The organism is Atlantibacter sp. (genome assembly GCF_032062175.1).
Taxonomy (GTDB): Bacteria; Pseudomonadota; Gammaproteobacteria; order Enterobacterales; family Enterobacteriaceae; genus Atlantibacter.
The window spans coordinates 182,430-204,741 of record NZ_DAMBQK010000005.1; the positions used below are offsets into that span (position 1 = coordinate 182,430).

The following is a 22,312-nucleotide window of genomic DNA, read 5'->3' on the forward strand; positions in this document are numbered from 1 at the left end:
TTCCAGATCCAGCAAACAAACTGGACGGGCTACGCCTGCGTTTGCCAGGATGCGCTCACTGTGACTATCAGGAGAGGGAAACAAACATGGAAGGTCAATTAGTATTCTGCGCTGACGGCATACTGCGCTTTTGCTCAGACTATGATGACACCGCCGCCGTACCGCTACTCTCAATTCAAAACACGGTCGCCGAAGCCGATCCGTACTTCCTGCTCAGATATTTTCATCACCGGGTGATCGTCGAACAAGGAACCACACTGGCGAGTGTTTTCCTGGCGATTGAACCCTGGAAGGCGCTGTTAACGGCCTGGCTGGACCGGGATGTGGGCGCTTATATTGATGAAATCAAAAAGCCTTCCAGTTCGGCTTCCTGGGATCTTGAATGGGTGGGTATCGATCGCCGGACGTCGATTTATCGCGCTTATCAGCATCAGTCCAGGGAAGAAGCCGAGTCCCTTCAGGATTACTTTAATCGCGAGCAAACGCCGTCGCATGAGTTTGATATAGAGACCCAATGTGATGCCTCAGGGTTTATCAAAGGGAGTAAAGAGCGCTGGAGCATCAGTGAAAATATCCATCAGATTAAAAACCTGCCGGTCATTCTTTATGACAAACAAACGTTGATAACGGTGGGGAAGGAAGGGTTGCTCAACGACAGCGTAAGTGGCGTAAACAATGCCCTTCATAGCCGTTATATCTCCGGCGAAACCTCGTTTTCTTTTGCCGACGTAATGGAAGCGATTTTTATCAGCGGCCTGTTTTTCTACTCGCCGCAGTCAGCCACTGAAAACTATCAGGCGTTAGATGAAAGGCTGGATGCGTTTAAAGAGCAATGGGAGAGCGAACCGGATAACACAGCCGACGAAGAAAACGGGAATAAGACGCCAACAATTCAGGTTGCGGACGGCGCTTTTGATTCAATGGTTGACCATATTGAATCAGAAAAAGAAGACTGGCATTTGTTGAAAACATTATGCAAACAGAACAGCTCACTACCGGTCAGAATCGGCAAGATTATGCCCGCAACACCGCCGGAGGTGCGATTGTTCGGGGAACTGATTGATGAGGAGATGTGAGTACGCCTGATGCGGATGAGCAGTTGAAAACAAAAAGCCCGCATAAGTTTCCTTAAGCGGGCTTCTCTAAATTTGGCTCCTCTGACTGGACTCGAACCAGTGACATACGGATTAACAGTCCGCCGTTCTACCGACTGAACTACAGAGGAATCGTGTGAACGGGGCGCATGTTAGCGGCGACCGATCCGCTTGTCAAAGCCTGTTTCGCATAAAGCTTTTTGATTGCTGAATTATCCGTCAGCCTGGCGATCCCGACGCCGCACGCGCCAGTTTATATGCATAATCGTGATGAATATCAGTAGGCTGGTTGCTACGGTTATAAAACGCCATCGGCTTTCAGCGTAAACCTCGACAATGACCTGCCCGCAAATTTAGCCCGAAGTCGGTGATGGCGTAACAGAACAGACGCCCGGAATTGGTGCATTTCTACCTCTTATGGGGCAGAAGAAAAACAGTGTTCCATTCCAGATACGCGCCGAAAGATTAGTTTCTCTTATTATCCAGCAAGTTAAAGGCGTGGATCCTCCTGAGAAAAAACTGGCAAGCATATTGCAAAATCATTCTTGTCGGTTTGTTCATGTTATTTATCCAGGGGGGCCAGATGAACCTTAGACGCCTGAAGTATTTCGTAAAAATCGTGGATATCGGAAGCCTGACCCAGGCAGCTGAAGTGCTGCACATCGCTCAACCGGCGCTGAGCCAGCAGGTGGCAACGTTGGAAGGGGAGATGGATCAGCAACTGCTTATCCGCACCAAACGCGGCGTGACGCCAACCGAGGCCGGGAAAATTCTCTACGCCCATGCGCGAACCATTCTGCGCCAGTGCGAGCAAGCGCAACTGGCTGTAAATAATGTTGGGCACACATTAAGCGGCCATGTCTCGATTGGCCTGGCACCGGGAACCGCCGCTGCGGCAATTACTATGCCGCTGTTGCAGGCGGTTCGTAACGAGCTTCCGGATGTGCTGGTTTATCTTCAGGAAAACAGCGGCGCGCAGTTAAACGATAAACTGCTTGGCGGCCAACTGGATATGGCGGTGCTGTATGACCGCGCGCCGGTTGCCGGGATCGCCAGCCAGCCATTGCTGAAAGAAGAATTATTTCTGGTGGGCACCCGGGATTGCCCGGGGCCGCAGGTAGATTTAGCCAGCGTAGCAGAGATGAATTTATTCCTGCCGCGAGATTTTTGCGCAGTACGCAAACGCGTTGACGAAGCCTTTTCGCTGCGGCGTTTATCGGCCAAAATCATCGGCGAAATTGATTCAGTGTCGACGCTGACCGCCGCCATCGCCAGTGGTATGGGGGTGACAGTATTGCCAGAATCCGCTGCCCGTTCGCTGGCGCAATCGGCTAATGGCTGGACGGCGCGCATTACCAGCCCGGCGCTAAATTTACCGTTATCACTGAATGTTTCCGCGCATCTGGCGTTATCTCCACAGGCGCAGGCGGTAAAAGAAATTCTTATGTCGCTGATATCCCGCCCTGCCATGGAGAGCCGCGAACTGCTGCTGGTCAGCTAGTTCATATTCCAGAAAAGAATAAGTTGCTGGTTTTTATTATTTGTTATGCAGAAGCGCTGACTTTAACAATAGCGTTATATCAGAATGCTTCTGGGGACATTATGAATTTTCAGCAACTCAAAATTATCCGCGAGGCGGCGAAGCGGGATTACAACCTGACTGAAGTCGCCAGTATGCTCTACACCTCTCAATCCGGCGTCAGCCGCCATATTCGCGAACTGGAAGACGAGCTGGGTATTGAGATATTTATTCGGCGCGGTAAGCGTTTACTGGGCATGACAGAGCCGGGTAAAGCGCTACTGGTGATTGCCGAACGTATTCTTAATGAAGCCAGTAATGTCCGTAGGCTGGCGGATCTGTTTTCCAACGACACCAGCGGCATCCTGACCATCGCCACGACGCACACCCAGGCGCGTTACAGCTTGCCCGCAGTGATTAAATCTTTTCGCGCGCTGTTTCCTGAGGTGAGGCTGGAACTGATTCAGGGCACGCCACAGGAAATCGAAACCCTGCTGGAAAACGGGACGGCGGATATCGGCATCGCCAGTGAACGCCTGAGTAACGATCCGCTACTGGTGGCTTATCCGTGGTTTCGATGGTCGCACAGCCTGCTGGTGCCGGCAGAGCATCCGCTTTTACACGCCTCGCCATTAACGCTTGATGAACTGGGCCGCTGGCCGCTGATTACCTATCGACAGGGCATCACTGGCCGTTCGCGCATTGATGAAGCGTTCGCCCGCAAAGGCATCGTTCCTGATATCGTGCTGAGCGCACAGGATTCTGATGTCATTAAAACCTATGTCGAACTGGGCCTGGGGATTGGGATTGTGGCAGAGCAGGCGAGCGGCGAGCATGACAGCGGCCAACTGGTCAGGCTGGACGTGCGCCACCTGTTCGATGCCAATACCGTCTGGTTAGGGTTGAAACGCGGCCAGCTACAGCGTAATTACGTATGGCGTTTTATCGAGTTATGTAATTCGGCTTTGTCGGTTGACGAGATCAAACGTCAGGCGCTGGAAAGTGATGAAGTCGCGATTGATTACCAGATTTAAGGACTGGGCTGTTTAGACGGGCCAGACAACAAAAAGCCCGCTTAAGTTTCCTTAAGCGGGCTTTTCTAAATTTGGCTCCTCTGACTGGACTCGAACCAGTGACATACGGATTAACAGTCCGCCGTTCTACCGACTGAACTACAGAGGAATCGTGTGAACGGGTCGCATAGTAATAGCGGCCCTAATGTGTGTCAATGCAAAAATTAACGCCTTGATTCGATTGGCTGTTTTAACACCATTTCGTCGCGTTAATATACCTGAGCCGCCCAGTGATCCGTCTCGCCCGAATAAAGTCGTTTTAAAGGGTCCTGACCGTAAAACTGGCAGAAGCGCTGCCACAGCGAGGGAAACCGTGGTGCAAACAGCTGTGGTGCGCTGAAAAAGTATTCAGAGAGTACCGCGAAACATTCTGCCGGGTCCGTCGCGGCATAGGCGTCAATGCTGGTCGCGTTTTCGCCCACCAGGTCGATTTCATCCTGAATGTTGCTCATTGCCGCGTGGAGATCGTGCTCCCAACCCGCCACATCGCGCAGCGCGATAAAGGGCACGCCGCTGGCGCGGTCGCCATTGCGCATATCCAGCTTATGGGCGACTTCATGGACAATAAGATTGAAGCCTGAAACGTCAAAAGAGTCGTGGATATCCAGCCAGTTAAGAATAATCGGCCCCTGTTGCCAGCTTTGTCCGGATTGTACCGAACGCTGGTTATGTACCAGGCCGATATCGTCTTCCCATTCATCATCCACCACAAAGGGCGCCGGATAAATCAGCACTTCGTGGAAGCCATCGAGCCATTCAATTCCGAGTTCCATCACCGGCAGGCAAAACAGCAGGGCGATACGCGCGGATTTCAACTCGTCAAGTTCAAAACCCTGCAACGCCACCAGACGTTTTTGTTGAAGAAAACGCTCAGCCAGGCGGATCAGCTTTTGCTGCTCACCTGGAGTAAAGCCCGCCAGAACGGGAATAGTAAACGCATCATCCCACGGGAGAGGCGTCGTTGTGGTGGAGTCATTCGCTTTCCACGGCCACTTAATCATCTATCTGCTCGCAAAGTCGTCGTTTGAACAAAATTGAAAGGGCAAGGACTATTAAAATGCCAAATAACCTGGCATCATGGCAACCGTTCAAAACGGAGAGATGCCGGAGCGGCTGAACGGACCGGTCTCGAAAACCGGAGTAGGGGCAACTCTACCGGGGGTTCAAATCCCCCTCTCTCCGCCACTATTCAAACAGTTACCTCATTTTCTCGCAACGACCCCGGTCACACTTGCTGACCAGCAAATAGATTCTTTCATTTCATAAAATTCAAAAATCTAACCAACCAAACGCATTTCCCCCGGTCCTGAAGGTAATAAAAAACCTGAGCCGGTTACCCGGACTCAGGTTTGATCTTCTCATGCGTGACCCGATTTTCAGGGTCGTACACGGAATTAGAACTGATAAATCATGCCGATGCCGACAACGTCATCGGTGGAAATACCGTTGGCATTGTAGAAGCTATCGTCTTCATCCAGCAGGTTGATTTTGTAATCAACGTAGGTGGAGAAGTTTTTGTTGAAGTAGTAGTTCGCGCCAACGGAAACATATTTGACCAGATCCTGATCGTTGTTATCGTCGCTTTCGCCACCATTTTTAGCCAGGTCTTTACCTTTAGACTGCAGATAAGACACTTCCGGGCGCAGACCAAAATTGAACTGGTATTGTGCAGTCACTTCGAAGTTCTGAGTTTTGTTAGCGATATGACCGATGTTGTTGCCGTATGGGGTCATATTGCGGGTTTCAGAATACATCGCTGCCAGGTAAACGTCGTTCGCATCGTATTTCAGACCGAAGGTCCAGACATCAGCGTTTTCGCCGCCTGCGGTGCTGGCAACCTGCTGCTCGTTGGTGCGGTCAGAAGATGCGTATGCCGCACCTGCGTTGAAGCCCATGCCAAAGTCATACGTTGTGGAGATACCCCAACCGTCGCCGTTGTCTTTGCGCATATTGTCGCCGCTGCGGTTACCGGTGCCTTCCTGGTCAAACAGGCTATTTGAACCTTCGTTCGCGCCCTGGTATTGCAGCGAGAAGTTCCAGCCTTCAACCATGCCGAAGAAATCGGTGTTACGGTAGGTTGCCACACCGTTAGCACGGCCAACCATAAAGTTGTCGGTGTAGGTGTAAGAGTCGCCGCCGAACACAGGCAGCACATCGGTCCAGGCTTCGATGTCGTAAACAACGCCGTAGTTACGACCGTAGTCAAAGGAGCCGTATTCACCGAACTTCATCCCTGCAAAACCCAGGCGGGTCGCAGACTGGTTACCGCTGCTTTCAGTATCGTTCGCCTGAATGTTGTATTCCCACTGACCGAAACCGGTCAGATCGGACGTGATTTGGGTTTCGCCTTTGAAGCCTAAACGCACATAAGTTTGGTCGCCATCGCTGCCAGCATCGTCAGAAAACTGATGACGCGCGTCAACTTTGCCGTAGATGTCTAATTTATTGCCGTTTTTGTTATAAATTTCTGCCGCATTAGCCGCGCCAGCTGCTAAAAGCGCAGGAATAACAAATGCCAGTACTTTCCTATTCATTAGTGCTTCCTTATAACGTTCATTGAAAGACGCGTTTATATCCGAGCGAATAGTAACGGGATGCAGTGAGTTTTATTTCAGGATTATATGTAACCGGTTTTGTGTGAATATTTCAAAATAATAATAAAAAGAAAAACATAAGCAAAGAAAATGATTATGATTAAATAATAAAAACTAAAAATGTATTTATATCTTTGTTTTATAATGATATGCATAAATAATAACCATAAAAACATTAATTACTGATGATAATATATTATGTTTGTTTTCATCTTTAATGCTGGGGCGGAATTCTTAATTTAACAGATTTGTGCTTTTTTTATCATCACAAAAAGATATTTTAATCATGTGAGATTTTTAAATTATTTATTCTATGAATAAAAAATATTTTTATGTTGCATATTCGATTAAAATATATGCAAAAAATGAATGTAATATATTTTTACTTTCTAGTCTCTTTATGGACATTAAAAAGCGTCTTTTTTCAGTGAACTTATTGAGAGATAACAGACCAGAAATGTGATCGTGCATAAAGAGAAGTCAGAACTAATTTCACTTAGCCAATAAATGTGACTAAAATCATAGTTATTGGCGAGTTATTCACATTTACCCGGCCCCGCGAGGATTAAATCTTCCCCCCATAAGTGCTAGCATCGCGGAACACGCATTCAGGAGAGACCGCGATGACCCTTGATGACTGGCAAAGGCAATTTGAAGGCTACTTACCGCAGCATTTTAATGACGAAGACGGTGCCCATGACCTCGCGCACTTTCGCCGCGTATGGTCGACAGCACAGCGCATTATGGATGAACGCGCGACGCCGTTGACCGTCCTCGCCGCCTGCTACTTTCACGACATTGTGAATTTACCGAAAAACCATCCGGAACGTCATCTCGCTTCCCGCTATGCCGCAGAAAAAGCGCTCACGATCCTCGCCAGCGACTTCCCGGATTTCCCCGTGTCGCTGCACCCTGATATCGCTCACGCCATTGAGGCGCACAGCTTCAGCGCAGGTATTGCGCCGCAAACTATCGAGGCTAAGATCGTCCAGGACGCGGATCGTCTGGAAGCGCTGGGCGCGATTGGTCTGGCGCGGGTGTTCTATGTGTCCGGTCAGCTCGGACGCCCACTGTTTGACGCGAACGACCCCTTCGCACAGCAGCGCGAGCCTGATGATAAACGCTGGGCGCTGGATCACTTCCAAACCAAACTGCTCAAACTGCCTGCCTCCATGCAGACTGAAAAAGGGCGCGAACTGGCCCGTCAGAACGCCAATTATTTAGTGGAGTTTATGGCCAAACTGGGCGCGGAGTTACGCGGCGAACATCATCAGTATGATCAGGCGGTCATGCGTCAATTCGCGTTGTAACCCGGCGGCACCGGGTTTTGTGGTACTCTTAAGGCAATTCGTTCTGAATGGCTTATGTAATGCTGGAAAATCAATCTGCTATGGCGCAATGCGCGCCATCCGGGCACGGCGCGCCTGACTCGTCTGTCGCCATTTTGCGTAAACTGAGCGAGATCTACGACACCAAAACGGTATTGCAGGTGTTGAATGACGCAGGCGTTCAGAAATGGAACCGCACGCACCTCAAGCGAGAGCTGCAAGGGGAGACCGCCTGTCGGCTTCATCCGGCGGAGGTGCCCCGGATCGCCGCGCTATTGCCGCCGCCGCCCGCGCATCATCCGCACTATGCGTTCCGCTTTGTCGATCTGTTTGCCGGTATCGGCGGCATCCGCCGGGGTTTTGAATCCATCGGCGGGCAGTGCGTTTTTACCAGCGAGTGGAATAAACACGCGGTGCGCACCTATAAAGCCAACTGGTATTGCGATCCGCTTGCGCACACCTTTAATGAAGATATTCGCGACGTTACGTTAAGCCACCATGCCGATATCACCGATGATGCGGCGTTTGAGCATATCAATAACACCCTGCCGGACCACGATGTGCTGCTGGCAGGTTTTCCGTGCCAGCCGTTTTCCCTTGCGGGTGTGTCGAAGAAAAATGCCTTAGGCCGCGCTCATGGCTTTGCCTGCGATACGCAGGGCACGTTGTTTTTCGATGTGGCGCGGATTATTGCGGCTAAAAAGCCCGCAATTTTTGTGCTGGAAAACGTCAAAAACCTGAAAAGCCATGATAAGGGCAACACCTTTCGCATCATTATGCAAACCCTGGACGAGCTGGGTTACGAAGTGGCAAATGCCAGGGATGTCGGGCCTGACGATCCAAAAATCATCGATGGCAAAAACTTTTTGCCCCAGCACCGCGAGCGCATCGTGCTGGTGGGTTTCCGGCGCGATCTCAATCTTCATGAAGGCTTTACGCTGCGTGATGTCCATAAATTCTTTCCTGACCAGCGACCTGCGCTGGGTGAGCTGCTGGATACCACTGTCGACGCGCGCTACATCCTGAGCCCCATTTTGTGGAAGTACCTTTACCGCTATGCCAAAAAGCATCAGGCGAAGGGCAATGGATTTGGTTTCGGCATGGTTGACCCGCGCGATCCGTCCAGCGTGGCGCGCACGCTTTCGGCGCGTTACTACAAAGACGGCGCAGAAATCCTGGTCGATCGCGGATGGGATAAAGCATTGGGCGAAGCCGATTTCGATAACCCGGCCAACCAGTTGCAACGCCCGCGCCGCCTGACCCCACGTGAATGCGCACGGTTAATGGGTTTTGAATCGCCGAAGCAATATGATTTCCGCATTCCGGTGTCTGATACCCAGGCTTACCGGCAGTTTGGTAACTCGGTGGTGGTGCCGGTTTTTGCAGCGGTGGCTAAACTGCTTGAATCACGCATACTTCAGGCGGTGGCGCAACGTAAGGGGTAACGGATGGCGGATGTCCACAGCAAGGCGATACGCAGCAAAAACATGCGGGCGATTGCGACACGCGACACCGCCATTGAATTGCGTGTTGCGCCGTTACTCACCGCCGTGGGGTTTGACTGGCGCACGCAGGATGCCTCGCTCCCCGGAAAGCCTGATTTCGTGATTGAGGCGTACCGCTGCGTCATCTTTACCCACGGCTGCTTCTGGCATCATCACGACTGTTATCTGTTCAAAGTGCCCGCCACACGTACCGATTTCTGGATGACCAAAATCACCAGCAACGTAGAGCGGGATAAACGCGACGTTGAACAACTGCGAGCAGAAGGCTGGCGGGTGTTGATTATCTGGGAATGCGCCTTGCGTGGCCGGAGTAAACTCTCCGACGAGGCGCTGTGTGAGCGGTTGGAAGAGTGGGTATGCGGCGGCGATGGCCACGCCGAGATTGATATTCAGGGCATCCATGCCCTGTAGCGTTATTTTTCTACCGGGCAGGGCTTAACCACTGGCTTTCCCGGTGAAAGATATTTCCCCAGCGTCACCAGTACCACCGCGAAAATAATCACCCCCAGCGCCAGCCACTCGGTTGTCGACAGACTTTCTCCGCCGAAACGGGTGCCCAGCAGCACCGCCACTACCGGGTTAACGTAGGCGTAACTGGTCGCCACGGCGGGCGTTACGTTGCGGATCAGATACATATAGGCGTTGATCGCGATAAGCGAACCAAAAACCGCTAAGTAGCCCACGGCGAGGAAGCCGGAGAGATCGGGCATTGCCGTCAGTTTTTCGCCGGTCAACACCGAGGCCACCATCAGGACAATCCCGGCGGAAAGCATTTCAATCGCGCCTGCCATCATTCCGGTCGGTAATTCAATTCGCGATCCGTATACCGATCCAAAGGCCCAGCTCAGCGAGCCGATAAGGATAAGCAATGCGCCCCACGGGTTGCCGTTGAGGTTGCCGCCGCTGTTGAGCAGCACGATGCCGGCAAGGCCAATAGCGATCCCCATCCATTCAATCTTGCGGGTTTGAATGCCGAAAAAGCGGCTAAAAATCAGGGTAAATAGCGGAACGGTAGCGACCATCACGGCGGCAATTCCGGAAGGGACGTTTTGATGTTCAGCGACGGTCACAAAACCGTTGCCTACCGCCAGCAGCAGCACGCCGATGAGTGCGGCATTCAGCAGCGGGCGCATGGCGGGCAGTTTATGCCCGGTCGCCAGCAGCACCGCCAGCAGCAGCGAACCCGCCGCCAAAAAGCGCACCCCGGCCATCATAAACGGCGGCCAGCTTTTTACCCCAACGGCGATAGCAAAGTAGGTTGAACCCCAGATGATATATAACGCAAAGAGCGACCCCACCAGAGGCAACAGTTTTCCGAAACGCATACTCCCTCACGACTTGATTAAGAAAACACCAACGCGCCGATGCAGCACGTTGAAAAAGAAAAATAAAAGAGACGCTTCGCTGACGCGCTTGCGATTAACGGAGACGATCAATGAAGCATAACGGGCTTATAGTGAACGCGAAAACTATTACGCTGGCGAGCATTTTAATGTTCGCAGAGGGTTAAAAAAATGTTGACATAATTGACCCCTAAAAAGCGTCCCCGGCAAACGGGGCCGATCCGCTGATTTAATCGCCGGGCGTTGCGCCAATATTCCGATTGCCACTGAGTTTATTACCGCTCACATCGCTTTTGTTCCATACTTTGGGGCATTAAAACCATACAGAAGGATGTTAACTTTGGCCGGGAGTAGTTTATTAACGCTGTTAGATGATATCGCCACGCTGCTGGATGACGTATCAATGATGGGCAAGCTGGCGGCGAAAAAAACCGCCGGGGTACTGGGCGATGATTTGTCCCTGAACGCCCAACAAGTCTCCGGCGTGCGCGCCAATCGCGAGCTGCCCGTCGTCTGGAAAGTGGCGAAAGGCTCTTTTATCAACAAACTGATTCTGGTGCCGCTGGCCCTGATTATCAGCGCCTTCGCGCCCTGGGCCATCACACCGTTGTTAATGATCGGCGGGGCGTTTCTCTGTTACGAAGGGGTGGAAAAGGTGGTTCACTCCTGGCAGGCGCGCAAGCATAAAGAGACCCCTGAAGAGCGCCAGGCGCGGCTGGACGCCATCGCAGGTCAGGACCCGCTGGTGTATGAGCGCGATAAAGTGAAAGGCGCAATTCGCACCGACTTTATTCTCTCCGCCGAGATTGTGGCGATCACCCTGGGTATCGTGGCGGATGCGCCGCTGTTGAACCAGGTGCTGGTGTTATCCGGCATCGCTATTGTGGTCACCATCGGGGTTTACGGCATTGTCGGAATCATCGTTAAGCTGGACGATCTCGGTTTCTGGCTGGAAAAAAAATCGTCCGCCATTGCCCGTGCCGTGGGGAAAGGGCTACTGGTGACCGCACCCTGGCTGATGAAAGCGCTGTCGATTTTAGGCACCCTGGCGATGTTCCTGGTGGGTGGCGGTATTGTGGTACATGGTATTGGCCCGGTACATCACGCCATTGAGCACTGGGCAGAGCAGGGCGGTGGAATCGGGCAGGCGTTGCTACCGTTAGTGATGAACCTGGTGCTGGGTTTTATTATCGGCGCGGTAGTACTGACCTTGGTAAATATGATTTCCCGGCTGCGCGGTAAGCCCACCCATTAGGATTTTTCCGCAAAATACCTGCGCATACCAGGCAAAAATCACCATAATTGACTATGTTGTAAACGTTTCACACTGATTCAGGAGGCAGGTATGGTCTTTGTGGTCAGCGATGAAGTTAAACGCAAAAATGGTGGTCCGCGCATGGTGGTAACCGGTTATTCGAGCGGCATGGTGGAATGCCGCTGGTATGACGGGTTCGGTGTGCAGCGCGAAGCTTTTCGTGAAGATGAATTAACCGTGGGTAAATCCGCTTCACGTGAAGAAGACCATTGACCGCACGTCAGCAATGCACACACGTTGATAGTGAAGAGGGAAGCCGAAAGGTTTCCCTCTTTATTTTGTGCGCAGGCCACGCGCAGGCAGCGGTAAATTTAGGCGCAATTCTGACGGCGTACCTGCGGCATTATGCCAAACTCATTTTACATTCCGGCCTGTTTTCAGGGAGCGTTGCCTGTGTCGGTTAATGCCAAACAACACGCATGGCGATTAAAACACCCGATAAAAATCGTCAATATTTGCTTTCTGGTGGTGTTTCTCTGCTCCACTTTACTCACCTGGCGTGAAATCGTGGTGCTACAAAATGGCTGGACGGCCAGCCAGAAAAACCGTATTCAAAGCGTCGCTGCGGCGCTGGATCGCCATCTTCAGTACAGCGTGGATAAGCTGCAATTTTATCGCGCCGCCATGCAGCACGCCTTAAGCTCGCCCATTTCTACCAACCGCACCGATGCGGCACTGGACCTGTTCGCACAACAGCGCCAGTCCGGGGCGTGGCAAATCCGTCTTGATGCGCAGCGCGGCCTGCCGGTAAACGGCGTTTCCGACCAGCGTGTCCGGCAAAATCCGCTGCTCAACCGCGACGAGTCGCGGCTGGAAAGCGAACTGATTGCCGCGCTGGAGTTCGGCGCGATCTTACAACTGGCCGATCCCCAGCAGGATCGGCAACGCCGTACGTTTTATACCTCCCGCGCCGGTTTTTATCTCTCTAACACCCCGCAGGGTGCGTCTCAGGATATCGCCTCCCGGTATCACCGGTTAGTAACCCGGCCCTATTTCCACCGCCATACCCAGCGCAACAACCCTGACCGTGGGGTGCGCTGGACACATGCCAAAGAGGCAAATCGCCAGGAAGACCAGGTGATTACCGCCAGCCTGCCGCTGGATTATCAAAACCAGTGGTATGGCGTGCTGGCGATGGATTTTTCGCTGGGCACCATGAATGATTTTTTAAACGAAGCGATGTTTCGCCGCGAAAACGGCGAAATTTTACTGTTGGATAATCAGTTTCAGGTGATTGCTTCATCCGCAGATTCGGTGCCGGCTGAGACGGGTTTCACTCATCAGGAGCGCGACATCTTAGCCCACGAAATGGCGCGGCAGAACGAAGGCGTCGCGCGCATGGGCTCCCGCTACGTTAGCTGGGCGAAACTCAATTACTTCGATGGCGTTTTGATCAGGAGCTACACCCTTAAGCAGAGCCTGAACGGCGAGTTTGGCAGCATCTTGCTGGTGCTGGGCGTGTTGTGGATGCTGTTCTCATTGATGTTGTTAGGGTCGTGGTATGTGATACGCCGGATGGTGCGCAATATGTTCGCCATGCAGAAAACGCTCCAGTGGCGGCCTGGTATGATGCGCAAACCCACCTGTTTAATCGCGGCGCGTTTATCGAGCGGGCCAAACAGATTGCCCTGCGCTGTCAGCAACAGCAGTTGCCGTTCTGCGTGATCCAACTCGATCTCGATCATTTCAAGCGCATTAACGATACCTGGGGCCACCAGACCGGGGATAAAGCGCTCTCCCATGTTGCGAGCATTCTGCGTCAGTCGCTGCGCGGTGATGATATTGCCGGGCGCGTGGGCGGGGAAGAGTTTTGTATTGTGCTGCCGGGAACGTTACTGCCAGATGCCGTCGCCGTTGCTGAACGCATCCGCGAGCGGCTAGACGGCAAAGAAATTCTGGTGCGCCAACACGCGACTATTCGTATCAGCGCTTCGTTTGGGGTCAGTTGTGCGGTGCTGGAAAGCGATTACGATTTTGAACACCTGCAATCCATTGCCGACCGGCGGTTGTATCAGGCAAAGCAGACGGGTCGCAATCGCGTCTGTTCATCGGACTGAGGAGCCCAGAAAATAATCCAGTCCCTCGCACCAGCCTGCCGGGCCGTATGCCTGAGTGCGGTAAACGCGCTGCGGGGTATCGTTTTTTAACACCACCGGCTGCTTACTGTAGCCCTGCACGACCACCGCATAATCCGCCACGTCAAGCATGGTTACGTCGTTAGGGCTATCGCCGATGGCAATGGTGCCAGGGCGTACGCCTTCTCGGTGGCGGTACTGGTCGATCAGCCAGGTTAATGCCGAGCCTTTCCCGCCACGCTGGTCCAGCACGTGCCAGAAATGACCGCCTTCCATCATGCATAACCCCAGATTATTGAGATCTTCGCTGAAGGCCGCTAAACGTTCATCGCTGTCACGCCAGATCAGCGTTTGCGATGCTTCCTGCAGTTTGGCCAGGGCAATCATTTTTGGCGGCAGGCCCGTGATTTCGCCGATCGTGTGGTCATCCAGATCATCATAAGTGGTAAATTTATACCTCTGTGACTGGCGCAGTTCCTCCAGTACCTTACGAATCGATTCGTGCGTGTCGCCATTGATTAAGCGCGGATAGTCGGGGTGATCGTCCCACTCTTCATTCAGATGGATGACGGCACCGTTCTCCGCGATAAACGCTTCACCTTGCAGGCCCAGTTCATTCTGAATCGCGATGGTTTCTGCGGCGGTTTTGCTACTGCACAGAATGACAGGGATATTTTGCTCACGCAGTTTATCCAACATCGGAAGCGCGGCTGCCCAGTGCCGGGTATGGCTGTCAATCAGGCAACCATCGAGGTCGGAAACAATCAGCAGCGGCTCTGTCAATGAAGGCATAAGCAATCCTTAATAATAATCTCACTTAAACCAGGGTTATCCGGCGGCTTAGGAATACTCCCAATCACAGTCAGGTTATCTCCCTGGACGCGTCACTTCGTTCTCTGCCAGGCCCCGGTGGCTAAGGGGTGCAAGACATTTATCAAATAAATTCCACATTAGTACACATTTATGACGTGAATATATTCTTGTCATGCAAAATAATTGCCTATATGGTGGGTGTCGCATCAGATTTCCTGGTGTAACGAATTTTACTTCTTCTTGCTCAGCAAGTTTTATCCCGGCGCCCCCGCCGGGATATTTTTATCTAGCGGTTCAGCTCGCTGACCGAAAAATCATGAATGTCCAGCTCAAACGCCTCAGCAAGTTCAGAATAAGTATGGTAATCATGCCCGTTGACGCTGACCCGCTGTGTGTCATCCCCATCATCAACCGGGCGAACTTCGCTTTCGCTGAGCTGGTTAATGGCGGCGAGCAGGGCATCAACGTCAATCTCGACTTCGCGATGGTCAGCATCGCTAAACTCTTTCACTGTTTTCATCGGCAGTACCTCGCGCTGTAAGCCTGCCTTAAGTGTAGTCGATAGAGAAAATGGGCTACGGTCTGGGTAAGCTCGTGCCAGAAAATGAGAACTGTTCTAAACTGCCACTATCAATACGGGAGGAGAAGTTATGAACATTAACGATCGGGTCACGGTGAAAACGGATGGGGGTCCGCGTCGGCCCGGTGTGGTATTGGCGGTAGAGCCATTTAACGAAGGCACCATGTATCTGGTGTCACTGGAGGACTATCCGATGGGGATCTGGTTCTTTAACGAGAAAGATCATCCTGATGGAGTTTTTGTTGAAAAGGTCGATTAATATCCAGGCAACATAAGTTAATCCATCTCCAGCGTGGCCAGAGATGGGTTACTGTTTAACGCATATTGACGAATATCCCACTGGTCACGTTGTCTGCCAACCGCACAACGTGATAAATAACCTGTTTGTTATGGGTTTTAATTTTGCGTTTGATATTGCCTTTATGCGATGAAACGGTTTTCGCTTTAATATTCATCTGATCGGATATTTGGATCGTTCCCTGGCCCGACATCCACATTCGCAACATACTTGATTCCGTTCGGCTTAAAGAAAGCGTTGGTAATGCGATATTTCCTAAACACTGCGCCGCGTTAGTCAGATAATTCCCTAATAATTCATCCAGCGATTCTGGCTTAATCGATTTTGAACTAATTAATAAGTTTTTTCTTACCCGTAAATACTCGTCAAAATGAAGATTGGCTATGGCCATAAACACAATAAATAATGTTCCGGGATGTTGATTAATGATCTGCCTGATGCGTTGACTGCTTTCGGCGTCATGGATAAAGCAATCCTCATTAATAAACACCACGTGCGGCTGCGTTAACCGGCACTGCTTCTCAAGGCTCTCAACATCATTCACTTGGGTTATTTTTCTTTTCCGTACACCCCGACTGGCTAAATAACCGATTAACCCCAGTCTGGTATAACTGCATAAATCCATGATGATCGTTGACATGGTATACCCTCACTCATCGCGTTATCCGTTAAAACACAACGAATCCATTACCCCGCCTGTTCATTCTGCTGTCGAAAAATATTCACACGTCTGAAATATTTCACTGGGTTACCAGATGCAGAAACACATGAATATTCAGGCGCCATCACTATCCCGTAAAGCACACCGTAATTTGCCAGGAAAGGTCTTAAAGTAAATCAAATGTAAAGTAATGTGAGAATGCTAAAAGCTTATATCCCGCGCCAGCGTTATGCTGGTGGATGTTATTTAACAACTGTTTTAGGAATTACCTCAGGATGACAGTACAAATATTAAGGAGAAGGTGTGGCCGGAATCTCACCCAAAATATCGCTTAATAAGGAAAAGATCTCACTGAATAAATGTTCACAGAACGGCGCGATTAATGGCATCAGGGCAATAATTACTACCATTCCGATAGACAGAGTAAGCGGGAAGCCAATGACAAACACTGAAAGCTGCGGCGACATACGGTTTAATAAACCGAGCGCGAGGTTCAGGGTCAACAATAACGTCACCATCGGCAACGCCAGCATCAGGCCATTAAGGAAGATTAGCCCGCCGGATTTCGCCAGCGCATAAAAGGCGTTGGTGTTAAGCGGGTTGCCATTAATCGGCAGGGTGTGGAAGGTATCTACCAGCATTGAGATCAGCCATAAATGGCCGTTAAGGCTTAAAAACAACAGCATTGCCAGCATATCGAGAAACCGCGCCAGCACCGGCATATTCAGCTTGCTGCCGGGGTCGAAGAACGTCGCGAAAGAGAGCCCCATTTGCAGGCCGATAATTTCACCGGCCGTACGCACCGCAGCAAAAGCGAACTGCATGGTAAAACCGAGCGCAATGCCGATCAGGATTTGCTGCATGGCCAGCCAGAAGCCTTCCACGGAGAAAATGGTGACATCGCTGGCGGGAATGGTGGGGGCGACAATCCAGGTGATCATAAACGCCAGGCCAATCTTAACGCGTTTGCTGATTACCCGTTCGCCGAGGATTGGCGCGGTAGAGACCAGCGCCAGCACGCGCAGCAGCGGCCAAAAGTAGAGGCTAAGCCAGTGAAGCCATTGGTCGCTGGTGATTTGCAGCATCGAGTTAACCGATGATATACGGCAGATTGCTGAACAGGGTGCGGACGTAATCCAGCAGCAGGTTGAGCATCCACGGGCCTGCCACCACAATCGCCACGAACACCGCCAAAATTTTCGGAATGAACGACAGCGTCATTTCGTTAATCTGGGTGGCGGCTTGCAGAATACTGATGATAAGGCCGGTGACTAGCGCCACCAGCAGCAGCGGGGCAGCCAGCGCGAGCGCCACTTTCATGGCCTCGGTGCCCATCATCATGACCGATTCTGGCGTCATCGGCGTTCTCCGTTAACTGTAAAAGCTTTGCGCAAGGGAACCCACCAGCAGCTGCCAGCCGTCGACCAGCACAAACAGCATCAGCTTAAAGGGCAGGGCGATGGTAGCGGGCGGCACCATCATCATCCCCAGCGCCATCAGCACGCTGGCGATCACCAGGTCAATAATCAGGAACGGGATAAACACTGTAAAACCAATCTGGAACGCGGTTTTCAGCTCGCTGGTGACGTAGGCGGGCAGCAGAATACGCATCGGCACCGCTTCCGGCCCTTCCAGCGAAGGAATATTCGCCAGGCGGGCGAACAGCGCCAGATCGGCCTGACGGGTCTGGCGCAGCATAAATTCGCGCAGCGGCTGAGCGCCTTTTTCCAGCGCCACATCCATCGTGATTTGGTTTTCGCTGAACGGCTTATAGGCGTCGGTGTAAATCTTATCCAACACCGGCGACATAATAAAAAAGGTCAGAAACAGCGCCAGCCCGAGCAGCACCTGGTTGGGCGGGGCAGAGGGCGTGCCCAGCGCATTTCGCAGCAGGCCGAACACGATGATGATGCGGGTAAAGCTGGTCATCATCAGCAAAATGGCGGGTAAAAAGGTCAGCGAGGTGATAAACACCAGCGTCTGCACCGGCAGCGACCAGCTTTGGCCGCCGTTGGCCAGCGGCTGGCTGACAATGCCCGGCAGTTGCGCCATGGCAGGCGTCGCCGCCAGGCCAAGCATAAGAAGCAATAAAGAGAGGCGACGCATCAACGTTTACCGTTACGAGAAAGCAAATTTTTCATCAGGTTTTGAAACTCGGCGGGCTGTGATGGCGTAACCGCCGTTTCTGCCGGAGCCGGAGGCAGGGTATGCAGATGGGTGATCTGCGACGCCGTGACCCCCAGCACCAGCCGGGCGTCTTCCACTTCCACCACCACGATGCGCTCGCGGGTGCCGAGGCTGACGCTGCTGCGCAGTTTCACATCCCGGCTCAGCCCGCTTTTGGCGCTGAAACCAAAGCGCTTCGCCAGCCATCCTGCCAGTAAAATCAGTAGGATAATCACGGCCAGCGCGCCGCTGACCTGCATCAGCGACGATCCAGCCTGCGGCATCGCTTGCGGCGCGGCGACGGTAGACGTCTGGGTAGTCATTTAGCGGCTCAGACGACGCATACGTTCGGACGGCGTGATGATATCGGTAATGCGCACGCCGTATTTATCGGCGACCACCACCACTTCACCCTGGGCAATCAGATAGCCATTGATCAGAATATCCAGCGGCTCACCGGCAAGACCTTCCAGCGCCACTACCGAACCCTGGGTCAGGCGCAGCAGCTCTTTGATGGTCATGCGGGTGCGGCCCAGCTCTACGGTCAGCTTGACCGGGATATCCATAATCAAATCGATATCCTGAAGCGTCCCGCTGACGTCGCCGCCTTCCAGCGCGCGGAACACGCTGTCCGCACTGCTTTTGGTCGCGGTTTTCTGCTCACTCATTGCTTCAGCCCACAGATCGTCCACGGAGCCGTTATCGTCGGACGGATTGTTAATGTCACTCATTTGGGCTGTTCCTCATTCAGCGAATGTAAAATCGGGTTGATCAGATGTTCAACGCGCAGTGCGTACTGGCCGTTTACCGTTCCGTACTGGCTGGTCAGTACCGGTACGCCATCCACATGGGCAATAATGCGATCCGGTTTTTCGATGGGCAGCACATCGCCCGGTTTTAATTTGAGAATATTCGACAGGCGCATCGAGATATCCGCGAAGTTCGCCACCAGCTCCAGCTCCGAATGCTGCACCTGGCGCACCAGGTTCTCACGCCAGTTCTGATCTTCATGGCGGGAGTTTTCCAGCGGCGGGTTAACCAGCAGCTCGCGCAGCGGCTCGATCATGCTGAACGGCAGGCAGATATTAAACTCGCCGGTCAGGTTGCCGATTTCCACATGGAACGGCGTATTCACCACGATATCGTTGGGCGAGGTGGTGATATTGGTAAATTTCACCTGCATCTCGGAACGAACGTATTCCACTTCCAGCGGGTTAATCGCTTTCCACGCGTCGCTGTACGATTCCAGCGCCAGCTTCAGCATGCGCATAATCACGCGCTGTTCGGTATGGGTGAATTCGCGGCCTTCCACTTTGGTAGGGAAGCGCCCGTCGCCGCCGAACAGGTTATCCACGGCGATAAACACCAGACTTGGCGAAAACACAAACAGCCCGGTACCGCGCAGCGGTTTTAAGTGGATCAGGTTCAGGTTGGTCGGCACCGGCAGGTTGCGGGCAAACTCGTGATAGGGCTGAATGCGGATCGCGCCCACGGTGATATCCGGGCTACGGCGCAGCAGGTTAAACAGCCCCATGCGGAACTGACGAGCAAAACGCTCGTTGATGATCTCCAGCGCCTGGAGACGCTCGCGCACCACCCGGCGTTGGGTATTAGGATCGTAAGGGCGAATATCGCTATCGCCGACGCCGACCTTTTTTTGTTCAACGTTGTCGTCACTATCGCCGTTCAACAACGCGTCAATTTCGGCCTGTGAAAGAATACTGTCGCCCATGGGTTTACCGCAGAATAAAAGCTGTGTACAGCACGTCGGTCACGACCTGCTTCGGTTGGCCTGCTACCAGCGGCTGGGCAAGCGTCTCTTTGATGGCTTCGACCAGCTTCTGTTTTCCTTCGTCGGTAGCGAGTTGCTCCGCGTTCTGACGGGAGAACAGCAGCAGTAAACGGCTGCGGATTTCCGGCAGATAGTCACTCAGACGCTGGCGCGTACCCTCGTCTTTCAGACGCAGCGTGATGCCGATATACAGCACCCGGTCGGCGTCGCCGAGGTTAACCGTAAACGTATCCAGAGCATAAAATACCGGTGCCGGCGGCGGTTCAGGCTCCGCTTTTACCGGGGTTTCTGGCGTTTGCTGCATCCGCCAGTAGCTGTACCCTGCGGTGGCGCAGGCAGCGAGAGTAATGAGCACCAGTAACGGGATCCAGATGGAGCGTTTACGGCTTTTAGTGATTGCGCTGTCAGTCATCTGACCGTGTTTCCTCTATCAGTACTGCATAGTGGCTGATTATCCCGTGTCTGCGGGCGGTTAAAGCCTGGAAAAGACGTGAATATTCACGCTACCTCAGGCGTTAGGCAAAGATATCCACCGCGTTATCGCCACGGGCGATGCGTTGCAGGCTGGCAGGGGCCGCCACGCTCTCTTCGCCGCTACCGGCAAAACTGAACTGACTGCCGCGTGAGCCGCCCTGTTGTGGCTGCCCTTGTTGCTGTTGTTGCCCGGCAAAACTTTCGCTGCTGATATCGCTCTGCCCAAGCTGAATGCCGCTTTCGGCAAGCTGGGTACGCAGCGTCGGCAACGCGGCTTCCAGCGCGGCGCGCACGTGGCTGTGCGGCGACACGAACTGCATCTGCGCCAGGTTGTCGTCAATTTTCAGCGAGATATGCACCTGGCCCAGATCTTCCGGGTTGAGGCGCAACTCGGCGCTCTGTTGCCCGTTACGGGTCATCAGAGTGACCTGCTGGCTAAACGCGTGCTGCCACTCGGCGGTGCCTAACTGGGCATTCAGCACGGCGGTATGCGGCGTGGCGATGGCGGCAGTGGTCGGCGTGGTGGTCGCCGTGGCGCTGCTCACCAGCGGTTGCAGGGCAGACGGCGTAGTCGGGCTGCTGGCGTTGGCATCGTTAAACAGTTTGTCGGCATTGCTGGCTGCCTGTACCGCCTCGTGCTGCGGCGCGACGGCAGCGGTCGGCTGAGCCTGACCGTTTACGTTCTGGGTTTCAGGGCGCGTTTTTCCGTCGCTCTTGACATCTGCGCGCGCATCACCCGTCAGCGCTTTGGCGAGGTTACTGGTCACAGTAGCCATGTTCGCGGTTGATGTGGCCTGGCTCTCTACGTTATTCAGCGTGGCCGTCTGCTGATGCGGCAGCATAGCGAACAGGGCGCTTAACGCCGCCATATCCTGTTCGTTGAGCTGTTTATCCTCCGCAAGGCTGTGAATTTTATCGGCCACGCGGGCAACGGTAGCGGTGTCATCAGCCTGGCCGTCAATCGGGGCGTTCAGCCCGGCCAGCATCGCGTCGAGCAGGGTTTTGGCGTCTGTATCTTCGGTAAGCTCACCGGGCTTCAGCGCCAGCTTTGGCGTGCCGCCCGCCAGCGCGTCGAGGTCTACCGTCTTGCCGTCGCCCAGACCAGGCATCGCCTGGCTTAACAGCGCCAGAAAGGTTTCGCCGTTCGGAGCGGTTTTATCGGAACCCGCCAGCCCGGCGACGTCGCCCTCGGGGGACACTGAAATTTTAGGTAATGTAATCATTCGCTTTTCCGAAATGACGCGCGTTGCGCAAACTCATCCATACGTTTTTGATCGAGCCGGTTCTCCGCCAGTAGCGCGGCGCTGGCCTGTCGATCGGAAAGCGTCTGCCATGCCTGCAAACGCTGCTTTTTCTCTTTCCAGAAACCTAATGCCTGGTCGACTTTCGAATTCCACTGCATTAGCTGCTGCCGGTGCTGTTCAATGGCTTTTTCCAGGGTCTGGATAAACTGCTGGTAGTTTTGCCAGCGGGTACTGGCGATACCCTGGCTCATATCCTGGTTAAGGTTGTCGCGGTACTCGTGCTGATAATCGATCAGCATATTGAGCTGATCCTGAGCCTGCTGGCACCCCCGCCGCATTTCACCCAACCGCAAAGCGGCATCATCGACTTCTTTCTCCGCAAGATCTTTTAAGGTGTTAAGCGCATTGCTCTGACTCATCGTTACCTCACTGACGCTT

Annotated in this window: 26 protein-coding genes and 3 tRNA genes; 12 read left to right on the plus strand and 17 right to left on the minus strand. The window is 53.0% G+C overall.

The features are described from left to right. Positions 1 to 86: 86 nt before the first annotated feature. Positions 87 to 1,076 (plus strand): hypothetical protein, encoded by a 990-nt coding sequence (locus tag RT120_RS07420; protein WP_312981512.1) that lies wholly within the window; start codon positions 87 to 89, stop codon positions 1,074 to 1,076. Positions 1,077 to 1,149: 73 nt separating this feature from the next. Here RT120_RS07420 and RT120_RS07425 read toward each other — a convergent pair. Then, positions 1,150 to 1,225, minus strand: a tRNA-Asn gene (locus RT120_RS07425). A gap of 452 nt (positions 1,226 to 1,677) precedes the next feature. Between RT120_RS07425 and nac the strand changes: the two genes are divergently transcribed. After that, the gene (nac, locus tag RT120_RS07430) at positions 1,678 to 2,595 is read left to right on the plus strand and encodes a nitrogen assimilation transcriptional regulator NAC (protein WP_312981352.1); all 918 of its coding nucleotides are present in this window, start codon (positions 1,678 to 1,680) and stop codon (positions 2,593 to 2,595) included. Positions 2,596 to 2,696: 101 nt separating this feature from the next. Then, on the plus strand, positions 2,697 to 3,647 hold the full coding sequence (cbl, locus tag RT120_RS07435) for an HTH-type transcriptional regulator Cbl (RefSeq protein WP_312981355.1): 951 nt from the start codon (positions 2,697 to 2,699) through the stop codon (positions 3,645 to 3,647). 72 nt (positions 3,648 to 3,719) lie between these two features. Here the strand turns inward: cbl and RT120_RS07440 are convergent. Together RT120_RS07440 and mtfA are read right to left on the minus strand one after the other, a co-directional pair. Further along, positions 3,720 to 3,795 (minus strand) — tRNA-Asn (locus RT120_RS07440). Positions 3,796 to 3,895: 100 nt separating this feature from the next. Next, on the minus strand, positions 3,896 to 4,687 hold the full coding sequence (mtfA, locus tag RT120_RS07445; RefSeq protein ID WP_312981358.1) for a DgsA anti-repressor MtfA: 792 nt from the start codon (positions 4,685 to 4,687) through the stop codon (positions 3,896 to 3,898). A gap of 94 nt (positions 4,688 to 4,781) precedes the next feature. Between mtfA and RT120_RS07450 the strand changes: the two genes are divergently transcribed. Next, positions 4,782 to 4,871, plus strand: a tRNA-Ser gene (locus RT120_RS07450). 209 nt (positions 4,872 to 5,080) lie between these two features. Here the strand turns inward: RT120_RS07450 and ompC are convergent. Next, positions 5,081 to 6,220: a porin OmpC gene (gene ompC / locus RT120_RS07455; RefSeq protein ID WP_312981361.1), complete on the minus strand. Its 1,140-nt coding sequence runs from the start codon at positions 6,218 to 6,220 to the stop codon at positions 5,081 to 5,083. Between the two features lie 683 nt (positions 6,221 to 6,903). Here ompC and RT120_RS07460 point away from each other — a divergent pair. From RT120_RS07460 to RT120_RS07470, 3 genes are read left to right on the plus strand one after another with little or no spacing between them, the layout of a single operon-like run. Continuing rightward, positions 6,904 to 7,590, plus strand: coding sequence for a phosphohydrolase (locus RT120_RS07460; RefSeq protein WP_312981363.1), 687 nt, complete (start codon positions 6,904 to 6,906; stop codon positions 7,588 to 7,590). Positions 7,591 to 7,637: 47 nt separating this feature from the next. Next, entirely contained in the window at positions 7,638 to 9,053 is a 1,416-nt protein-coding gene (locus RT120_RS07465) for a DNA cytosine methyltransferase (protein WP_312981365.1), read from the plus strand. 3 nt (positions 9,054 to 9,056) lie between these two features. Then, positions 9,057 to 9,524, plus strand: coding sequence for a very short patch repair endonuclease (locus RT120_RS07470; protein WP_312981368.1), 468 nt, complete (start codon positions 9,057 to 9,059; stop codon positions 9,522 to 9,524). A gap of 2 nt (positions 9,525 to 9,526) precedes the next feature. On the opposite strand, the gene yedA is transcribed toward RT120_RS07470, so the two are convergent. After that, entirely contained in the window at positions 9,527 to 10,438 is a 912-nt protein-coding gene (yedA, locus tag RT120_RS07475) for a drug/metabolite exporter YedA (RefSeq protein WP_312981371.1), read from the minus strand. A gap of 358 nt (positions 10,439 to 10,796) precedes the next feature. Between yedA and RT120_RS07480 the strand changes: the two genes are divergently transcribed. The 4 genes from RT120_RS07480 to RT120_RS07495 all read left to right on the plus strand — a co-directional run bounded on the left by RT120_RS07480 (position 10,797) and on the right by RT120_RS07495 (position 13,828). Beyond that, positions 10,797 to 11,711 (plus strand): DUF808 family protein, encoded by a 915-nt coding sequence (locus RT120_RS07480; RefSeq protein WP_312981374.1) that lies wholly within the window; start codon positions 10,797 to 10,799, stop codon positions 11,709 to 11,711. Between the two features lie 90 nt (positions 11,712 to 11,801). Continuing rightward, positions 11,802 to 11,984 (plus strand): DUF2158 domain-containing protein, encoded by a 183-nt coding sequence (locus RT120_RS07485; protein ID WP_312981375.1) that lies wholly within the window; start codon positions 11,802 to 11,804, stop codon positions 11,982 to 11,984. A 180-nt stretch (positions 11,985 to 12,164) separates the two neighbouring features. After that, entirely contained in the window at positions 12,165 to 13,436 is a 1,272-nt protein-coding gene (gene dgcQ / locus RT120_RS07490) for a cellulose biosynthesis regulator diguanylate cyclase DgcQ (RefSeq protein WP_312981378.1), read from the plus strand. Further along, entirely contained in the window at positions 13,325 to 13,828 is a 504-nt protein-coding gene (locus RT120_RS07495) for a diguanylate cyclase (RefSeq protein WP_312981380.1), read from the plus strand. Before dgcQ ends, RT120_RS07495 begins: the two co-directional genes overlap by 112 nt. Here the strand turns inward: RT120_RS07495 and RT120_RS07500 are convergent. Next, the gene (locus tag RT120_RS07500; protein WP_312981382.1) at positions 13,817 to 14,638 is read right to left on the minus strand and encodes a mannosyl-3-phosphoglycerate phosphatase-related protein; all 822 of its coding nucleotides are present in this window, start codon (positions 14,636 to 14,638) and stop codon (positions 13,817 to 13,819) included. The genes RT120_RS07495 and RT120_RS07500 overlap by 12 nt on opposite strands. A gap of 307 nt (positions 14,639 to 14,945) precedes the next feature. Then, complete coding sequence (yodD, locus tag RT120_RS07505) at positions 14,946 to 15,179, minus strand: YodD family peroxide/acid resistance protein (RefSeq protein ID WP_312981384.1); 234 nt, start codon at positions 15,177 to 15,179, stop codon at positions 14,946 to 14,948. A gap of 130 nt (positions 15,180 to 15,309) precedes the next feature. Here yodD and dsrB point away from each other — a divergent pair, with 130 nt between their 5' ends. Continuing rightward, on the plus strand, positions 15,310 to 15,498 hold the full coding sequence (gene dsrB, locus RT120_RS07510) for a protein DsrB (protein WP_312981386.1): 189 nt from the start codon (positions 15,310 to 15,312) through the stop codon (positions 15,496 to 15,498). A gap of 55 nt (positions 15,499 to 15,553) precedes the next feature. On the opposite strand, the gene rcsA is transcribed toward dsrB, so the two are convergent. The 10 genes from rcsA to fliJ form a co-directional block, all read right to left on the minus strand. Continuing rightward, on the minus strand, positions 15,554 to 16,177 hold the full coding sequence (rcsA, locus tag RT120_RS07515; RefSeq protein WP_312981388.1) for a transcriptional regulator RcsA: 624 nt from the start codon (positions 16,175 to 16,177) through the stop codon (positions 15,554 to 15,556). A 311-nt stretch (positions 16,178 to 16,488) separates the two neighbouring features. Next, complete coding sequence (fliR, locus tag RT120_RS07520) at positions 16,489 to 17,283, minus strand: flagellar biosynthetic protein FliR (RefSeq protein ID WP_312981390.1); 795 nt, start codon at positions 17,281 to 17,283, stop codon at positions 16,489 to 16,491. Between the two features lie 4 nt (positions 17,284 to 17,287). Then, positions 17,288 to 17,557: a flagellar biosynthesis protein FliQ gene (gene fliQ, locus RT120_RS07525; protein WP_002434937.1), complete on the minus strand. Its 270-nt coding sequence runs from the start codon at positions 17,555 to 17,557 to the stop codon at positions 17,288 to 17,290. A gap of 12 nt (positions 17,558 to 17,569) precedes the next feature. Further along, on the minus strand, positions 17,570 to 18,304 hold the full coding sequence (gene fliP / locus RT120_RS07530) for a flagellar type III secretion system pore protein FliP (RefSeq protein WP_409515033.1): 735 nt from the start codon (positions 18,302 to 18,304) through the stop codon (positions 17,570 to 17,572). Then, entirely contained in the window at positions 18,304 to 18,687 is a 384-nt protein-coding gene (fliO, locus tag RT120_RS07535) for a flagellar biosynthetic protein FliO (RefSeq protein WP_312981392.1), read from the minus strand. Before fliO ends, fliP begins: the two co-directional genes overlap by 1 nt. Further along, the gene (gene fliN / locus RT120_RS07540) at positions 18,688 to 19,095 is read right to left on the minus strand and encodes a flagellar motor switch protein FliN (RefSeq protein WP_183171836.1); all 408 of its coding nucleotides are present in this window, start codon (positions 19,093 to 19,095) and stop codon (positions 18,688 to 18,690) included. Next, positions 19,092 to 20,096: a flagellar motor switch protein FliM gene (gene fliM, locus RT120_RS07545; protein ID WP_312981395.1), complete on the minus strand. Its 1,005-nt coding sequence runs from the start codon at positions 20,094 to 20,096 to the stop codon at positions 19,092 to 19,094. The genes fliN and fliM overlap by 4 nt, the downstream gene beginning before the upstream one ends. Before the next feature lie 4 nt (positions 20,097 to 20,100). After that, positions 20,101 to 20,568, minus strand: coding sequence for a flagellar basal body-associated protein FliL (gene fliL / locus RT120_RS07550; protein WP_312981397.1), 468 nt, complete (start codon positions 20,566 to 20,568; stop codon positions 20,101 to 20,103). 103 nt (positions 20,569 to 20,671) lie between these two features. After that, positions 20,672 to 21,853 carry a flagellar hook-length control protein FliK gene (locus RT120_RS07555; RefSeq protein ID WP_312981399.1) on the minus strand — a complete coding sequence of 394 codons (1,182 nt, stop codon included), beginning with the start codon at positions 21,851 to 21,853 and terminating at the stop codon, positions 20,672 to 20,674. Further along, positions 21,850 to 22,293 carry a flagellar export protein FliJ gene (gene fliJ / locus RT120_RS07560; RefSeq protein WP_312981401.1) on the minus strand — a complete coding sequence of 148 codons (444 nt, stop codon included), beginning with the start codon at positions 22,291 to 22,293 and terminating at the stop codon, positions 21,850 to 21,852. Before fliJ ends, RT120_RS07555 begins: the two co-directional genes overlap by 4 nt. Positions 22,294 to 22,312: the final 19 nt, after the last annotated feature.

What these genes read in the sequence shown, in the direction of transcription:
- RT120_RS07420 (WP_312981512.1), top strand. Translation starts at nt 87, where the DNA reads ATGGAAGGTCAATTAGTATTCTGCGCTGACGGCATACTGCGCTTTTGC.
- nac (WP_312981352.1), top strand. Translation starts at nt 1,678, where the DNA reads ATGAACCTTAGACGCCTGAAGTATTTCGTAAAAATCGTGGATATCGGA.
- cbl (WP_312981355.1), top strand. Translation starts at nt 2,697, where the DNA reads ATGAATTTTCAGCAACTCAAAATTATCCGCGAGGCGGCGAAGCGGGAT.
- mtfA (WP_312981358.1), bottom strand. Translation starts at nt 4,687, where the DNA reads ATGATTAAGTGGCCGTGGAAAGCGAATGACTCCACCACAACGACGCCT.
- ompC (WP_312981361.1), bottom strand. Translation starts at nt 6,220, where the DNA reads ATGAATAGGAAAGTACTGGCATTTGTTATTCCTGCGCTTTTAGCAGCT.
- RT120_RS07460 (WP_312981363.1), top strand. Translation starts at nt 6,904, where the DNA reads ATGACCCTTGATGACTGGCAAAGGCAATTTGAAGGCTACTTACCGCAG.
- RT120_RS07465 (WP_312981365.1), top strand. Translation starts at nt 7,638, where the DNA reads ATGGCTTATGTAATGCTGGAAAATCAATCTGCTATGGCGCAATGCGCG.
- RT120_RS07470 (WP_312981368.1), top strand. Translation starts at nt 9,057, where the DNA reads ATGGCGGATGTCCACAGCAAGGCGATACGCAGCAAAAACATGCGGGCG.
- yedA (WP_312981371.1), bottom strand. Translation starts at nt 10,438, where the DNA reads ATGCGTTTCGGAAAACTGTTGCCTCTGGTGGGGTCGCTCTTTGCGTTA.
- RT120_RS07485 (WP_312981375.1), top strand. Translation starts at nt 11,802, where the DNA reads ATGGTCTTTGTGGTCAGCGATGAAGTTAAACGCAAAAATGGTGGTCCG.
- RT120_RS07500 (WP_312981382.1), bottom strand. Translation starts at nt 14,638, where the DNA reads ATGCCTTCATTGACAGAGCCGCTGCTGATTGTTTCCGACCTCGATGGT.
- yodD (WP_312981384.1), bottom strand. Translation starts at nt 15,179, where the DNA reads ATGAAAACAGTGAAAGAGTTTAGCGATGCTGACCATCGCGAAGTCGAG.
- dsrB (WP_312981386.1), top strand. Translation starts at nt 15,310, where the DNA reads ATGAACATTAACGATCGGGTCACGGTGAAAACGGATGGGGGTCCGCGT.
- rcsA (WP_312981388.1), bottom strand. Translation starts at nt 16,177, where the DNA reads ATGTCAACGATCATCATGGATTTATGCAGTTATACCAGACTGGGGTTA.
- fliR (WP_312981390.1), bottom strand. Translation starts at nt 17,283, where the DNA reads ATGCTGCAAATCACCAGCGACCAATGGCTTCACTGGCTTAGCCTCTAC.
- fliQ (WP_002434937.1), bottom strand. Translation starts at nt 17,557, where the DNA reads ATGACGCCAGAATCGGTCATGATGATGGGCACCGAGGCCATGAAAGTG.
- fliP (WP_409515033.1), bottom strand. Translation starts at nt 18,304, where the DNA reads ATGCGTCGCCTCTCTTTATTGCTTCTTATGCTTGGCCTGGCGGCGACG.
- fliO (WP_312981392.1), bottom strand. Translation starts at nt 18,687, where the DNA reads ATGACTACCCAGACGTCTACCGTCGCCGCGCCGCAAGCGATGCCGCAG.
- fliN (WP_183171836.1), bottom strand. Translation starts at nt 19,095, where the DNA reads ATGAGTGACATTAACAATCCGTCCGACGATAACGGCTCCGTGGACGAT.
- fliM (WP_312981395.1), bottom strand. Translation starts at nt 20,096, where the DNA reads ATGGGCGACAGTATTCTTTCACAGGCCGAAATTGACGCGTTGTTGAAC.
- fliL (WP_312981397.1), bottom strand. Translation starts at nt 20,568, where the DNA reads ATGACTGACAGCGCAATCACTAAAAGCCGTAAACGCTCCATCTGGATC.
- RT120_RS07555 (WP_312981399.1), bottom strand. Translation starts at nt 21,853, where the DNA reads ATGATTACATTACCTAAAATTTCAGTGTCCCCCGAGGGCGACGTCGCC.
- fliJ (WP_312981401.1), bottom strand. Translation starts at nt 22,293, where the DNA reads ATGAGTCAGAGCAATGCGCTTAACACCTTAAAAGATCTTGCGGAGAAA.